The organism is Streptomyces sp. NPDC057424 (assembly GCF_042803315.1).
GTDB lineage: Bacteria > Actinomycetota > Actinomycetes > Streptomycetales > Streptomycetaceae > Streptomyces.
Genome location: NZ_JBHVCP010000063.1, coordinates 1 through 15,423, shown reverse-complemented (window position 1 = coordinate 15,423; position 15,423 = coordinate 1). Strand labels below are relative to the sequence as shown.

Genomic DNA, 15,423 nt, shown 5'->3' with positions numbered 1-15,423 from the left:
AGACCCGGGCACCGCTGCCGGACGAGGGCACCTCCTCCTACGACGACGCCAAGTCGTAGGCGTACGACGCCGTGAACATCCCCGGTCTGCCCTTGCAGCCGTCCGACTCCCCCGGCAGCTTCACCCACAGGTAGGCGTCGATCCGGGACTCTCCGGTGCCGAGGGTGGGTGCCCGGCCGAGCTTGCGGCCCGCCGGGTCGCACCACTCGCCGTCCGCCGGGGCGCCGTTGCCGTTGCGGCTGGTGTCGATGACGGCACCGAGGCTCGCCGGTCCGCCGAGCGCGTCGAGGACCCGCCGGTCGTAGGCGACCTCGTCGGCGGTGGTGTGGAAGTTGGAGACGTTGCTGAAGATCCCGTCGGAGGAATCGGGCGAGGCGGCTCCGGCCTGCCGCAGCCAGCCGGCCTGCTTGCCGGGCGCGTTCCAGCCCGAGTGCCCCGCGTCGAAGTACACACGGGTCCGGGCGTTGGCGGCCTTCAGCACGCGTCCGGCCCGGGCCAGCGAGGCGAAGCGGTCCGCGCGTGCACCGGCGGAGAGGCACTCGGACTGGGCGACCGAGTCCGGCTCCAGGACGACGATGACCTCACCGGAGCCCAGCCCGGCCGCGAACCGGTCGATCCAGGCGTCGTACGCGTCCAGGCCGGGCGCCCCGCCCTGGGAGTGGCCGCCGCAGTCCCGGCCGGGGATCGCGTACGGCACGAGGACGGGCACCCGGCCGAGCGCGGCACCGCCCGACGTCACCGCGGCGACCCGGGCGGTGACGGTCTGCGGGGAGTAGTCGGCGAACCAGACGGCGGCGGGCTGCTCGGCGATACGGGACGCGATGACCGCGTGCCGGGGGTCGCCGGAGTGGGAGCGGACCCATTCGAGCACCTGGGAGTCGGGGTGGCGGTGGAGCCGTCCGGTCACGGTGGGGGTGCGCTCCCGCTTCTTCTCGGTCTTCGACGGCGTGGGGATCCGCGTCCGGTGAGCGGACGGGGACGGCGAGGGCGAAGCGGACCCGGTGGAGGCCGCCGCGGTCGGCGACGGCACGGCCGGCAGGGGCGCCAGGCGGGGCGAGGCCGACACCTCGGGGGGCCCCGCCTCGTCCGAGGCCCGTCTGTCGTCGAACGCCGAGAGGACACCTGCGACCGCACCGGCCGCGACGACGAGCGAGGCCGCCACGACCATCGCGCCGCGCCGGGCGGCACGCCTGCGCCCGGCCCTGCGGGCGGCCAGGCGCCGGGCACGCGAGCCTGACACGCTGCTGCTCCCCCTCCCCCTGCGGCGGGCGGTGTTCCCCCGTTTCGGGGAAGCGCCGGGCCCGCCGGTACTCCCGTCAGCCTAGAGCTGCGACTCTGCCCGCATGCCGCGATGCGAACAACTCCCCCCAGCCGTGGACACTCCGGTCGACGCCGTCATCTCCCGTATGCGCGCCCTCGACGAGGCCCTGCACCCGCGGGACGGGGTGGCGGTCTTCAACCGCGTCTACCTCACCGTGACGGAGGCGGTGGACCGGTACGTCGACAGCGGGCGGTTCCCGGACGCCCACGCCGCGATCACGCTGGACGTACGGTTCGCGCAGCGGTATCTGGCGGCCGTCGAGGCGGTGGCGGACGAGCGGCGCCCGCCCGCCTGCTGGCGGCCGCTGTTCCAGTTCCGCCGCCACCCCGGGGTACGGCCGTTGCAGTTCGCGCTGGCGGGCATCAACGCGCACATCGGGCACGACCTCGCACTGGCCGTCGTGGACACCTGCCGTACGCTCGGCTGCGCACCCGTCGATCTGGAGAACGAGTTCGACCTGGTGGGCGATCTCCTCGTCTCGCTGGAGGAGCGCATCCGCGAAGATCTGATGCCGGGACCCGACCTGTTCCGGATCGCCGACCCACTGACCCACCTGCTCGGCTCCTGGAGCCTGGACCGCGCCCGGGACGCCGCGTGGACGGCGGCCCGGGCCCTGTGGGCCCTGCGTGAACTCCCCGACGTCGCCGATGAGTTCACCGAACGCCTGGACACGGCGGTGGGCTTCGCGGGGCGCATGCTGCTCACGCCCCTGACCGAGCCGCCGCTCCGGCGCTAGTCCTCCGCTAGTCCTCCGGCAGTTCGACGGGGGCGATCTCGTCGTAGACGTCGCCGGGGCCCGGGTTGGTCGGGTCGGTCGTGCCGCCGAGGTGGTGCATGACCCCCCAGACCGCGTTGAGGGCGGTCTGGATGGCGCCCTCGGCCCAGCCTGCCGTCCAGGAGATGTCGTCGCCGGCGAGGAAGATGCCGCGCTTGTCCTCGGGCAGCCGGTCCTGCATGAAGTGCGTGAACAGGCGCCGCTGGTAGCGGTAGTGGCCGGGGAGGTTGGCCTTGAAGGCGCCCATGAAGTAGGGCTCGTTCTCCCAGGAGACCGTCACCGGATTGCCGATGATGTGCTGCCGGATGTCGACCTTGGGATAGATCTCGCCGAGCGACTTCAGCATGACCTCCATCCGCTCGTTCGCGGACAGCGGCAGCCACTTCAGGCTGTCGTCGCACCAGGTGTAGGAGAGGCAGATGACGGCGGGCTTGTCCGGGCCGTCGTCGAGCAGGTAAGTGCCGCGCGTCATGCGGTCGGTGAGCGTCATCGACATGACGTCCCGGCCGGTCGGATTTCCCCTGTCGTCGACGGCCTCGTCCAGCCAGAACGGCCGGTCGACCGGCACGAAGAGCTTGGAACTCTCCATGTAGTGGGTGCGCTCGATCGCCGTCCAGTGGTCGATCGGGAAGAGCGAGTCGTCACAGGCGATCTTCGACAGCAGCATCCAGGACTGGGCGGTGAAGACCGCCGCCTGGAAGGTGCGGATGTCACCGTCCGCGTCGGTCACCGTGATGCGGTTGCCGGCGGTGCGGTGCAGCCGGGTGACGGCCGGACGGGGTTCGCCGCCCTCGTGCAGGGACGCGAGCGAGGTTCCCTGGGGCCAGTGGACGATCTTCTGCGGCTCGCGCTCCCACAGGCGCAGCGGCAGCTGCTGGGAGCCGCCGACGATGCCGCGGTGGTGGTCGTCGGCCTCGGTGTAGACGACGCGCAGGATCTCGAGGATGGAGTTGGGGAAGTCGGTGTCCCAGCCGCCCGTGCCGAAGCCGACCTGGCCGAAGATCTCGCGGTGCCGGAAGGACTTGAACGCCTCGGAGTCGCAGAGGAAGCCGTAGAAGGTCTGGTTGTCGAGCTTCTCGACGAGCCGGGACCAGATCTCGCGGATGCGCGGCACGTCCCGCTCACGCAGGGCGCGGTTCATGTCGGAGAAGTCGGCGCCTTCCTCCAGGCACCGGTTCCAGGCCTCGGCGACGTCCCGGTACACCTGGGGCAGGTCGTCGATCGTCTCGGCGTAGTGCGACTCGCCCTTCAGGTCGACGATGGTCGACGGGGTCGCCTCGGAGAGGGGGTTGGGGAACGGTCGCGTCTGCAGACCGACCAGGTCGATGTAGTGCTGGAGGGCCGTGGAGGACGGCGGGAAGCGCATCGCGCCCATCTCGGCGGTGAGGGACTCGTCGCAGCCGTCGAAGCCCACCGTCCGCAGCCGGCCGCCGATCTGGTCGGCCTCGTACACGACCGGCTTCAGGCCCATCTTCATCAGCTCGTACGCGGCGACGATGCCGGACAGGCCACCGCCGACGACCGCGACCTCCGTGCCGTGCTCCGTCGCGGGTATCTGCCCGAGGCCCGCCGGGTGGGCGAGGAAGTCGTCGTACGCGTACGGGAAGTCCGGGCCGAACATGGTGATCGGCGGCTGCTGCGCGTCTGCGTGCTCGACGGCGTTGGGCACGGTGGACGTCATGGGGTACGGACTCCTTGCACGGGGACGAACGGGCGGTTCAGCGGGCGTTGTCAGACGAGCGGCCGGTAGAGGCCGGGCCGCCGGTCGAGCAGATACGGGTTTGTCTCGCGCGAGGCGGCGAGGAAGGCCGGATCGACGTCGGCGATCACGAGGTCCTCGCCGCGTCCGGCCCGGGTGCGGGCGACCCCGTCGGGCCCGGCGAGCGTGGACAGCCCCACGAACTCGAACTCGCCCTCCCGGCCGGCCCGGTTGACGTACGCGACGTACATCTGGTTCTCGAAGGCGCGCACCGGGATCATCGACTCGGCGACGAACTGGAACGGGTGCATCTGCGCGGTCGGGACGACGAGCAGGTCGGTACCGGCGAGGGCGTGGGCGCGGACGTTCTCCGGGAACTCCACGTCGTAGCAGATCAGGATGCCGACCCGGAGGCCGTCGATGTCGGCCTGGACGAGCGGCTGGTCACCGGCGGTGAAGTGGTCGCGCTCGAAGCAGCCGAAGAGGTGCGTCTTGCGGTAGTTCGCGAGACGTGTGCCGTCGGCGGAGATCAGCTGGGCGGAGTTGAACACGGCGTCGCCGTCGCGCTCGGGGTATGCGTAGACGATCGTCAGGCCGTGGCTCGTCGCGATCTCGGCGATCGCGTCCGCGCAGTCGCCGTCGGCGGGCTCGGCCAGACGGCCGATGTCGTCGCCTATCGCGTACCCGGTCAGGAACATCTCCGGCGTCACGAGCAGCCCGGCGCCCGCGGCGGCGGCCCGGCCCGCGGCCTCGTCGAGGACCTTGAGGTTCTCGACGGTGGAGCCGGGGCGGCCGGAGCTCTGGAGCAGGGCGGTGCGCATGGGTGTTCCTCACCGGGCGGAGGGGTGGTTGGAGGGGCCACGTAGACGGTACGGGCGGCTGACCAGGGCGGACAAGAAGGAGCCGTTGCGCGCCGGTGAACGGTTCGTTGCGTGCGTCCGGGGGTGGACGGCGATTCGTTGCGCGCTGTGCGTCGTAGCCCGGCTCCTCCCCGGAGCCATGGTCCGTCCCGGCTCTCCCGCCGCGCGGTGGAGACGGGGTCCCGCCCCGAGGGCGATGTCCGTTCCCTGCCGGGCCGGCCACGGTGTGCTGTCCGCCCGGCCGTCTCCGGCGTCATCACCGAGTCGGACCGGCCGGGCGCGGAGGGCAAACGGGTCGGCGACACCGTCCACGGCCCGGACCGCCACGACCGGCTCGGGTCCAGCTGGGCGGCCACGGGCAGCCGGCCCCGCCGGGAGACGGGCGACTTCACGGTCGTGCCCTGGCAGCCCGAGCCCCAGCCAGCACCAGCGCTGTCACGAGGTAGGGCAGCGCGAGTACCGCGAAGACGGTGCTGTGCGCCATGTCCGTGCCGAGCAGCGCGTACACGCCGAAGGTGGCGACCGTCGCCAGCTCGGTGCCCAGGCTCGCCACGGAGGTGAGCGTGGCCCGGCGGGACTCGTCGATGCGGTGCTGGAGACGGACGTCGGCGAGTACCTCGGCCAGCTGGAACCCGGCGAAGGCGAGGCTCACGAGAGCGATACCGGCCAGGGAACGGGCCGCGGCACCGACGGCCAGGACGAGGGCGGCACCCGCGAGCAGTGCCGCCAGCCCGGCCGTGCCGAGGCGCTCGGCCGGTCCTGCCAGGAGGCTGCCGACGGTGACGCCCGCCCAGATCAGCATGATCAGGCAGGGCACCGTCGCCTCGGCGACACCGAGGTCCCGGACCAGCAGCGGGGTGTACTCGTCGAGCGCGCCCCACACCGCGGCCACGGCCGGGACCAACAGCAGAGCGCCCAACACCGCACGGTCCCCGCGGAGCTCGGCGAGTCCGGTCCGCAAGGTCGTCGCCCCGCTCTCCTCGGCGCTCTCCGGCCGCGCCCGGTGTTCCGGGAACCGGGTCGCGGCCAGGGCGGTCAGCACGCAGGCCAGGAAGCTGGCGGCACCGACAGCCTCATGGCCTCCCCGGCCGAAGACGGGCCCCGCGAGGCCGAGGGAGGCCACGGTGCCCAGGAGCCGGGCGGCCCGGGCCCGGCCCATGACCCGCGCGTACCGGTCGGCGGCGCCGAGGTGGTCCAGTTCGTCGTACACCAGTGCCTCCAGTGCACCGGAGCCGAGCGCTCCGCCGGCGCCCCACAGGACGAAGCCGGCCGCGAAGGCCCCGTACGACGGGACGGCCACCCACAGCGCGAAGCCGGCCGCGGTGAGCAGCGGGCCGATCCACAGCAGCCGGCGGCGCGACGTGGCGTCGGCCCAGACACCGGAGGGCACTTCCAGCACCACCGAGGTGATGGACCACAGGGCGAACAGGGAGGAGATCTGCCAGAGCGACATCCCGGTGTCGGCGAACAACAGCGCGTACACCGGGTAGAGCAGGACGAAGTCGTCGAGGAACGCGTAGCCGTACAGCGTGGTCGTCAGCCGCCGGACACCGGCGGCGGGCACGCGTGCGGGTGAGAGTGTCATGAGGCCTTCCCGGAGGGACGGATCGGACGCCGGAGATACGGCGTCCGAGGCGGTCCTCGGGAGGCACGGCTGGTGGATCAATGTCGCCAGGTCATGACACCCAGGCTAGAGGTGCCGCCCGCAGCGGGCCACAGACCTACGTGGGCGAACCCGACGAGAAGCGGCGCAGCAGCGGCGAGAGCACGAGCACGGACTTGGTCCGCTCCACGAACGGCTCCCCGGCGATCCGCTCCAGCACGCGCTCGAAGTGACGCATGTCGGAGGCGAAGACCTGGGCGATCGCGTCCGCGTCCCCGGTGACGGTGGACGCGGCCACGACCTCCTGGTAGCGCTCCAGGCCGTGCTGGATGGTCTCCGGGGAGGTGTTCCCGCGGCAGTAGATCTCGACGAACCCCTCGGTCTCCCAGCCGAGGGCGCCCGGGTCCACGCGTACGGTGAAGCCGGTGATGGCTCCGGTGGCCCGCAGCCGGTCCACGCGCCGCTTCACGGCGGGCGCGGACAGGCCGACGAGCCCGCCGATGTCGGCGTAGGAGCGGCGGGCGTCCTCGGCGAGGGCGTGCACGATGCGTTCGTCGAGATCGTTCAGCACAGTGGGTTGATCACTTTTCGGATGGCGCGAGTCGGGAACGGCGGTAGCCGTACCCGAAGTAGAACACGAGCCCGGCGGCCATCCAGACACCGAAGACCACCCAGGTCACGGTCGACAGACTGCCCATCATCCAGAGGCAGAAGGCGAAGCCCAGCGCGGGCAGGACCGGCGAGAGCGGCACCCGGAACGTGCGGGGCAGGTCCGGCTTGGTCCGGCGCAGCACGACGACGGCCACGTTGACGAGCGCGAAGGCGAACAGGGTGCCGATGCTGGTGGCGTCGGCGAGCTGCCCGAGCGGGATCGCGGCGGCCAGGACGCCGCAGAACAGCGACACGATCAGGGTGTTGGCACGGGGAGCGCCGGTCTTCGGATGGACCCTGGCGAACACCTTCGGCACAAGACCGTCGCGGGACATGGCGAACAGAATGCGGGTCTGGCCGTACAGCACGGTCAGCACCACGCTCGCGATGGCGATGACGGCGCAGAACGCCAGCAGCGTGCCCCAGAAGGACTGCCCGGTGACCTCGCGCATGATCTGGGCGAGGGCGGCCTCGGAGTCGGTGAAGTTCTTCCAGGGCTTGGCGCCGACCGCGACGGCCGCGACCAGGACGTACAGCGCGGTGATGATGACCAGCGACAGCATGATCGCGCGCGGCAGGTCGCGCTGGGCGTTCTTGGCCTCCTCACCGGCGGTGGAGGCGGCGTCGAAGCCGATGTAGGAGAAGAACAGCGTGGCACCTGCCGCGCTGACCCCGGCCATCCCCAGCGGCATGAAGTTCTCGTAGTTGCCGGAGCGGAAGCCCTGGACGCCGATGGCGCAGAACAGCACCAGTGCGGCGATCTTCACGATGACCATGACGGTGTTGGCGCGGGCGGACTCGCGGGCGCCACCCAGCAGGAACGCCATCGCGAGCAGCACGACGATCAGTGCCGGCAGGTTGAACACGCCACCGTCGCCCGGCGGGGCGGACAGGGCCGCCGGGATGGTGACGCCGACGGTCCCGTCGAGCAGTTCGTTGAGGTACTCGCCCCAGCCGACCGCGACGGCGGCGACCGACACGCCGTACTCCAGGACCAGGCACCAGCCGCATATCCAGGCGATCAGCTCGCCCATCGTTGCGTACGCATACGAGTACGAGGAGCCGGAGACCGGGATGGTGCCGGCCAGTTCGGCGTAGGACAGGGCCGAGAACAGGGCGGTGAGGCCGGCGATGACGAAGGAGAGGGTGACGGCCGGACCCGCCTTGGGGACGGCCTCGCCGAGGACGACGAAGATGCCGGTGCCGAGGGTGGCACCGATGCTGATCATGGTGAGCTGCCACAGCCCGAGGGTGCGGCGCAGCGACCCTCCCTCACCCTGGCCACCCTCCGCGACCAGGCGTTCCACGGGCTTGCGGCGCATGAGGCGGGCACCGATGCCGGGGGGCGCGGGGGCGGCTGTCTGGCCTGGGTTCTGCGGGGGTGCGCCTTGGTCGAGCACGCGCTGGCTCCTTATCGCTACCGGTCAGGGCGGCAGGGACCGAGGGCAACCCTTGAGCAGGGACCCACCGAGCGGAGTCCCCGCCACGCCACGTACGAGGCGACAGCCTACGAGCAACGGCGTTGCTGTCGAAATGCAGCAACCTTGCGCATCAGTGCAAGATCATTGCGTTCCCCGGGACAGGGCGGATGTTCGTTGCGGAGCGGCTGTGGAGCGTTGCACCGGGAGCGGTCAGAGGACCCTGACCAGGACCGCGCAGGGTTCGGCCCCGCTCCCGCAGGGGCCGTCGGGGTGGTGGGCAGGCATGCCCACCGGGCGCAGAGCGCCGCCGCGCGGGCAGTGCCGTCCCCCTCGACGCCGGAGCCCATGACGTCGATCCCGCGCCGCGCTCTGCGACGGCGTGCAGCGCTCCAGCACGTCGGCGTCCCGGCTCTGCGCTCGGCGATCTCCCCAGGCCGACGGCGAGGACCCCGCAGGCCCCCGACTCCTGTCGGGGGCCTGCACGGGGCGTGGGGCGCGTCAGCTCCAACTGGCGTGCAGCGGCTTGCCCTCCGCGTAGCCCGCGGCGCTCTGGACGCCGACGATGGCCTTCTCGGCGAACTCCTCCAGGGAACCGGCACCGGCGTAGGTGCAGGAGGAGCGGACGCCCGCGATGATCGAGTCGATCAGGTCCTCGACGCCCGGGCGGGCCGGGTCGAGGAACATGCGGGAGGTGGAGATGCCCTCTTCGAACAGCGCCTTGCGGGCGCGGTCGTACGCCGACTCCTCCGAGGTGCGGTTGCGCACGGCCCGGGCGGACGCCATGCCGAAGGACTCCTTGTAGGCGCGCCCCTGGGCGTCGTGCTGGAGGTCGCCCGGGGACTCGTAGGTGCCCGCGAACCAGGAGCCGACCATCACGTTGGACGCGCCGGCCGCGAGGGCCATGGCCACGTCGCGCGGGTGGCGGACGCCGCCGTCGGCCCAGACGTGCTTGCCGTACTTCTTCGCCTCGGCGGCGCACTCCAGGACGGCGGAGAACTGCGGGCGGCCGACGCCGGTCATCATGCGCGTGGTGCACATGGCGCCGGGGCCGACACCGACCTTGACGATGTCCGCGCCGGCCTCGATCAGGTCGCGCACACCCGCGGCGGCGACCACGTTGCCCGCGACGATCGGCACCTGCGGGTCGAGGTCGCGCACCAGTTTCAGGGCGCTGATCATCGACTCCTGGTGGCCGTGTGCCGTGTCGATGACGAGCGCGTCGACGCCCGCGTCCAGCAGCTCCTGGGCCTTGCCCGCGACGTCGCCGTTGATGCCGACGGCGGCGGCGATGCGCAGTCGTCCCCGGGCGTCGGTGGCCGGCGTGTAGAGCGTGGCGCGCAGGGCGCCCTTGCGGGTCAGGATGCCGGCGAGGGTGCCGTCCCGGTTGACCGCGGGGGCGTAGCGGCGGTTGGCGTGGTCGAGGGTGCTGAAGGCCTCGCCCGGGTCCTTGTCCGCGTCGATGAGCAGCAGGTCCCGGGACATGACCTCGGCGAGCTGCGTGAAGCGGTCGACGCCGGAGAGGTCGGAGTCGGTGACCACGCCGATGGGCTTGTGGTGGTCGTCGACGACGACACCGGCGTTGTGCGCCCGCTTGGGCAGCAGCCCCAGCGCGTCCGCGACCGTCTGGTGCGGCGACAGGATGATCGGGGTGTCCAGCACCAGATGGCGGCTCTTCACCCAGGAGACGACCTCGGTGACCACCTCGATCGGGATGTCCTGGGGTATCACCACGAGGCCGCCGCGGCGGGCCACGGTCTCGGCCATGCGGCGGCCGGCGATGGCGGTCATGTTGGCGACGACGAGCGGGATGGTGGTGCCCGTGCCGTCCGGGGAGCTGAGGTCGACGGCCTGCCGCGAGCCCACCGAGGAGCGGCTCGGCACCATGAAGACGTCGTCGTACGTCAGGTCGTACCCGGGCTGGATGTCATTGAGGAAACGCACGTGCTGCACATCCCAGTCGATCAGAGGTGACCCCCGGACCGGCCGGCCAGGGGGAAAGAGCACGTACTTCATTGTCCCATGCGGAACGCCCCAACCACCCCCAGCGGATCATCCAGGCTGGTCAGGGGGCCTCTCGGAGGATTCTCCAAGACCGAGGGTCACGAACAGCCCCGGGCCCCGGTCCGTGGCCTCGGCGAAGATCTCCTCGGCGACCTGCCACTCCTCGGGCCGCGTCCCGGCGTACTTCCGCCAGCCCCGGACGACGACCAGCAGCCCCCGCTCCCCGGCCTCCTCCGGCCAGAGGGCAGGGTCGGCCAGGCAGTCGGCGAGGGCGTCCCAGTTGCGGCCGAACCAGTCGGGCAGGCCCAGGTCACGGGCGCAGCGGTCCATGAGACCCGCCTTGTCCGTGACCCCGTCCAGGTCCAGGACGACCACGATCCGGCCCGCCGGGTCGTGCACTCCGTGCGCCTGGCCGGCCACCCGTCAGACTCCGTCCGGGTCGGACCGGTTGAGCGCGGACTTCGGCGCCGGGCCGGCCGTCATCAGGTAGTCCGCGGCCGAGGTGTCGGTCACCAGGCTGGTGACGAGCCCGGACCGCAGCACCGCGTCGATCGCGGGCCCCTTGCGCTGCCCGCCGGCGATGGCGACGACCTCGGGGATGCGGCGGAGCTGGTGGGCCTTCACCGTGATGCACCGCTCGCCCAGGTCCCGGCCGACCCGGCGGCCCTCGGCGTCGAAGAGGTGCGCGGACATCTCGGCGGCGACACCGAGGGAGGCGTAGTGGGAGCGCTCCTCGTCACTGAGCATGTCGTGCACCGTGGAGATGCCCGGCTCCCAGGAGCCGATGGAGACGCAGGCGACGGTGACCTTGTCGAAGTGCTCGAAGGCCCGGGCGATGCCCGTCTGGTTGCGCAGTGCCGTGGCCGTGGCCGCGTCGGGCAGCAGCATCGGGGCGTAGATGGGGTGGGCGTCGCCGCCGGACACCTGGGCGGCGCGGCGGACGGCCTCGACCGAGCCGCGCTCGGCGGTCCCGGCGTCGTACACGCCGGTCAGCTGCACCACCGTGCACGGGGGCAGCCGGTCGAGCGCCGCCGCCATGTGGATGGTGGAGCGGCCCCAGGCCAGGCCCAGCACATCTCCTTCGTTGACCAGTTCGCCGAGCAGGTCGGCGGCCACCTCTCCCAGGTTCTCGGGGTCGGGTGTCTCCTCGGCCTCGGCCGGGGACTCGACCACGACAGCGTGCCTGAGGCCGTAGCGGGCGCGGAGCGCGTCCGAGCGCTCGGCGTCCAGCTCGGCCGGCACACGGATCTCGATGCGTACGAGATCCCGTTCGAGGGCGGTCTCCAGGACCCGGGCCACCTTGAAGCGGCTGACGCCGAACTCCTCCGCGATCTGGATCTTGGACTTGCCCTCGAGGTAGAAGCGGCGGGCCATGGCCGCCGCCTGCACCAGCTCAGCGGGTCCCATCCGCATGGCTGACCGGCCCGCCGACATACCCGACACGGCGTTCTCCTCACTGCTGTTCACACTCTGGATTCGCCGTTCATCCTCGCAGATGTGGCGCGGTTGATCAGCCCTGGTGAGAGCCGTTCACTTTGCTGTGGCTCAGTGGTTGCAGGCCCAGGAGGCCTTCGCCGTCGCCGCCTCCGCCTGGGTGCGTAGTGCACGTACCGCCTCGGCCGGGTCGTTTGCCCCGTAGACCGCCGATCCGGCCACGAAGACGTCGGCTCCGGCGTCCGCGCACCGCTCGATGGTGGAAGCGGAAACTCCGCCGTCGACCTGGAGCCAGAGCTCCAGTCCGTGCTTGCTGATCAACTCGCGGGTGCGGCGAATCTTCGGAAGCATGATGTCGAGGAAGGCCTGTCCCCCGAAGCCCGGTTCGACCGTCATGATCAGCAGCATGTCGAGCTCGGGGAGCAGGTCCTCGTACGGCTCGATCGGGGTCGCGGGCTTCAGCGCCATGGAGGCGCGGGCGCCCTTGGCACGGATCTCCCGGGCGAGCCGGACCGGGGCGGCGGCGGCCTCGACATGGAAGGTGACGGAACCGGCCCCCGCTTCCACGTACTGGGGCGCCCACCGATCGGGGGCCTCGATCATCAGATGGCAGTCCAGCGGGGTGTCCGTCGCACGGGCCAGCGACTCCACGACCGGCACGCCGAGCGTGAGGTTCGGGACGAAATGGTTGTCCATGACGTCGACGTGGAGCCAGTCGGCTCCTGCCACGGCCTTCGCCTCGTCCGCGAGGCGGGCGAAATCTGCGGACAGGATGCTGGGGTTGATCTGCGCGGCCATGTCCGTAGCCTATGTGCTGCGCCGGCCTTGAACCGTAGGGGCCCCGAAAAGCCGGCCTTTCCGCTCGACCGCGCGCTGTGTGCGGCGCGGAGGGGGTCGCCATGAAGCAGGGCATCGCACATCTCGTCTGCGGGCGGCGGGCCAAGTGGCTCGTGCTGGTCTTCTGGGTGGCCGTGCTGTTCATCGCCGCGCCGTTCGCCATGAAGCTCACCGACGCGCAGGACAACGACGCCGCGTCCTGGCTGCCGGGATCCGCGGAGTCGACGCAGGTGCTGCAGATCTCCGAGGACTTCCGGCCGGAGCAGATCCCGGCGGTGGTGATCTACGCGCGGGAGAGCGGCCTGACGGAGCAGGACCGGGCGGAGATCGCCGAGGACGTGACGCAGCTCAAGCAGTTGCGTGACCACGGCATTCTCGGTGAGCAGACGCGGGGACCGGTGTTCGACCGGCAGGCCGATCCGCGGGCGGCGCAGGTCTTCGTGCCGATCATGATGGACGAGGAGGGCTGGGAGCGGATCTCCCCCGCAGTGGAGTCCATCCGGGACGACGTCGGTACGGGCGGCGACGGGCTGGCCGTGCACATCACGGGTCCGGGCGGCACGTCCGCGGACTTCGCGGAGGCCTTCGAGGGCATCGACTCGACGCTGCTGTTCGCGGCGATGACCGTTGTCATCGTCATGCTGCTCATCACCTACCGCAGTCTGACCCTGCTGCTGGTCCCTCTGGTCTCCGTGGTCTGTGCCCTGCTCGCCTCCCAGGCGCTGATCTACCTGCTGGCCGAGCACGCGGGGCTGACGGTGAACGGCCAGAGCGCCGGCATCCTCACGGTGCTGGTCTTCGGCGCGGGGACGGACTACGCCCTGCTGCTGGTCGCCCGCTACCGGGAGGAGCTGCGCCGGCACGAGGACCGGCACGAGGCGATGGCCCTGGCGCTGCACCGCGCCGGGCCCGCGGTGCTCGCCTCCGGCGCGACGGTCGTGCTGAGCATGCTGGTGCTGCTGGCCGCCGAGATGAACTCCACGAGCGGCCTGGGCCCGGTGGCCGCGATCGGCGTCGCGGTCGCCCTGCTGGCGATGATGAGCCTCTTCCCCGCCCTGCTGGTGGTCTTCGGCCGGTGGATCTTCTGGCCGGTGATCCCGCACTACGGCACGCCCGACCCGACCGAGCGCGGCATCTGGGCGCGTACGGGCCGCCGTATCGCCCGCCGCCCGCGGATGACCTGGGGCGTCACGGCGATCGCGCTGGCGATCTGTTCGCTGGGACTGATCCAGCTGCGCGCGGAGGGCATCGGCAACGCGGACGCGTTCACCGGGAAACCGGACTCGATCACCGGTCAGGAGGTGTCGGCGCGCTACTTCCCCGCGGGCAGCGGCGATCCCCTGGTCATCATCAGCAACCAGGCGCAGGCCGAGCAGGTGGGCCGCGCGGTCGCGACGACGCCGGGCGTGGTCCCCCAGTCCCTCGGTCTGCCACCCGGCGCGAAACCGGCCTTCGAGGGCAGAGTCCTCTTCGAGGCCACCATGACCGCGCCGTCGGACAGCGAGGCGGCCAAGCAGACGGTGGAGCGGGTCCGGGACGCCGTGCACGCGGTGCCGGACGCCGACGCCCAGGTGGGCGGCGGTACGGCGGCCCTGCTGGACATGGACAAGGCGACCGCGCACGACAACATGCTGATCATCCCGCTGGTGCTGGTGGTCGTGCTGATGATCCTCTGCGTGCTGCTGCGCGCCCTCGTCGCCCCGCTGCTGCTGATCGGCACGGTGATCCTGTCGTTCGCGGCGGCGCTCGGCCTCAGCGCGCTCGCGTTCCGGTACGTCTTCGACTACGCGGGCGAGGCGACCGACTTCCCGCTGTTCGTCTTCGTGTTCCTGGTCGCCCTGGGCATCGACTACAACATCTTCCTGACCACGCGCATCCGCGAGGAGGCGACCCGTCAGGGCACCAGAGCGGGCGTGGTCACCGGCCTGGCCGCCACCGGCGCGGTCATCACCTCCGCCGGTCTGGTCCTGGCCGGCACGTTCGCCGCCCTCGGCACCCTGCCGATGGTCGCCTTCGCCGAGATCGGCTTCGCGGTAGCCCTCGGCGTCCTCATCGACACGTTCATCGTGCGCTCGGTCCTCGTGACGTCGCTGTTCCTGGACATCGGGCCGAAGGTGTGGTGGCCGCACCGGCTGGCGCGGGAGGACGGCGGTGCTTCGGCCCGGGAGAGCGTCAGTGCAGGTTCTCGAATCCGCTGACCAATCGCCCCTCACCTCAGCGGTGAGGCCGCGGACGCCGTCTCGATGCTGTCCACGATCGCCCGGCCCGCGCGAGCGCCCGGCGGAACCATGGGTACTGATCCGGCAACACCTGAATCGGTGTGAAGGGTGCCTCTGCTCAGCAGCAGGCAGCTCGTCCGGTCTCACGGCAGCGTGGTAGGGGCCGCCCGCCTCAAGACCAGGGCCAGGTACGCAACCTTGCCGGTGGATCGCTGTACCGGCGGCGTTGTGCGGCAGGCGAGACGGGTTCCGGCTCAGAGAACCGTGACACGTGCTGTGCCAGCCGCTCGATCAGGAGCGGATCAAACGTTTCGCGCTGGACAACGAACTCGATCACCTGCCCATCGGCGACATCGCCTCGGTCGCGCTGGACGAGTGGCTCACCGCCCGCGGGTTCTGAGCCCGACTGCAGTGCACGAGGGGCGGTCACCCCGCGCCGGGGTTCGGCAGCCTCTCGATACGCCCTGGCCTTCGGCGGCAACTTCTACGCCATCCTGCCCCTGGAGCGGTTCGGCCTGCCCTGCGGCATGTACGGGCTGACCGCACGGAGACCGATCCGCCGTCCCGGTGCCGGCGGGGGCGGGACGGTGGATCGGGCGGCC

The 15,423-nt window shown here is 71.5% G+C and carries 13 protein-coding genes; 3 read left to right on the top strand and 10 right to left on the bottom strand.

Annotation, left to right across the window (positions count from 1 at the left end; genetic code table 11):
• Positions 1 to 37: 37 nt before the first annotated feature.
• A complete protein-coding gene (locus ACFU3E_RS32720) occupies positions 38 to 1,168 on the bottom strand; it encodes a glycoside hydrolase family 6 protein (protein WP_384166621.1) in 1,131 nt (376 codons plus the stop codon).
• 175 nt (positions 1,169 to 1,343) lie between these two features.
• On the opposite strand from ACFU3E_RS32720, the gene ACFU3E_RS32715 reads away from it, so the two are divergent.
• Positions 1,344 to 2,057, top strand: coding sequence for a DUF5995 family protein (locus ACFU3E_RS32715; protein WP_384166553.1), 714 nt, complete (start codon positions 1,344 to 1,346; stop codon positions 2,055 to 2,057).
• Between the two features lie 7 nt (positions 2,058 to 2,064).
• On the opposite strand, the gene ACFU3E_RS32710 is transcribed toward ACFU3E_RS32715, so the two are convergent.
• The 9 genes from ACFU3E_RS32710 to rpe form a co-directional block, all read right to left on the bottom strand.
• Positions 2,065 to 3,777 (bottom strand): flavin monoamine oxidase family protein, encoded by a 1,713-nt coding sequence (locus tag ACFU3E_RS32710; protein ID WP_384166550.1) that lies wholly within the window; start codon positions 3,775 to 3,777, stop codon positions 2,065 to 2,067.
• A 50-nt stretch (positions 3,778 to 3,827) separates the two neighbouring features.
• Positions 3,828 to 4,616, bottom strand: coding sequence for a carbon-nitrogen hydrolase family protein (locus tag ACFU3E_RS32705; protein ID WP_384166547.1), 789 nt, complete (start codon positions 4,614 to 4,616; stop codon positions 3,828 to 3,830).
• 427 nt (positions 4,617 to 5,043) lie between these two features.
• Entirely contained in the window at positions 5,044 to 6,240 is a 1,197-nt protein-coding gene (locus ACFU3E_RS32700; RefSeq protein ID WP_384166544.1) for an MFS transporter, read from the bottom strand.
• Between the two features lie 136 nt (positions 6,241 to 6,376).
• The gene (locus tag ACFU3E_RS32695; protein ID WP_384166541.1) at positions 6,377 to 6,829 is read right to left on the bottom strand and encodes an Lrp/AsnC family transcriptional regulator; all 453 of its coding nucleotides are present in this window, start codon (positions 6,827 to 6,829) and stop codon (positions 6,377 to 6,379) included.
• 10 nt (positions 6,830 to 6,839) lie between these two features.
• On the bottom strand, positions 6,840 to 8,309 hold the full coding sequence (locus ACFU3E_RS32690; RefSeq protein ID WP_384166538.1) for an amino acid permease: 1,470 nt from the start codon (positions 8,307 to 8,309) through the stop codon (positions 6,840 to 6,842).
• A gap of 519 nt (positions 8,310 to 8,828) precedes the next feature.
• Entirely contained in the window at positions 8,829 to 10,271 is a 1,443-nt protein-coding gene (locus ACFU3E_RS32685) for a GuaB1 family IMP dehydrogenase-related protein (RefSeq protein WP_384166535.1), read from the bottom strand.
• 108 nt (positions 10,272 to 10,379) lie between these two features.
• A complete protein-coding gene (locus ACFU3E_RS32680) occupies positions 10,380 to 10,751 on the bottom strand; it encodes a barstar family protein (RefSeq protein ID WP_384166532.1) in 372 nt (123 codons plus the stop codon).
• A gap of 3 nt (positions 10,752 to 10,754) precedes the next feature.
• Positions 10,755 to 11,798, bottom strand: coding sequence for a sugar-binding transcriptional regulator (locus ACFU3E_RS32675; protein ID WP_384166529.1), 1,044 nt, complete (start codon positions 11,796 to 11,798; stop codon positions 10,755 to 10,757).
• Between the two features lie 78 nt (positions 11,799 to 11,876).
• Positions 11,877 to 12,563 (bottom strand): ribulose-phosphate 3-epimerase, encoded by a 687-nt coding sequence (gene rpe / locus ACFU3E_RS32670; RefSeq protein WP_384166526.1) that lies wholly within the window; start codon positions 12,561 to 12,563, stop codon positions 11,877 to 11,879.
• A gap of 101 nt (positions 12,564 to 12,664) precedes the next feature.
• Here rpe and ACFU3E_RS32665 point away from each other — a divergent pair, with 101 nt between their 5' ends.
• Both ACFU3E_RS32665 and ACFU3E_RS32660 read left to right on the top strand, forming a co-directional pair.
• Positions 12,665 to 14,800, top strand: a complete 2,136-nt coding sequence (locus ACFU3E_RS32665) for an MMPL family transporter (RefSeq protein ID WP_384166524.1) — start codon at positions 12,665 to 12,667, stop codon at positions 14,798 to 14,800.
• Positions 14,801 to 15,092: 292 nt separating this feature from the next.
• Complete coding sequence (locus ACFU3E_RS32660; RefSeq protein ID WP_384166521.1) at positions 15,093 to 15,221, top strand: hypothetical protein; 129 nt, start codon at positions 15,093 to 15,095, stop codon at positions 15,219 to 15,221.
• The last annotated feature ends 202 nt before the right edge of the window (positions 15,222 to 15,423 follow it).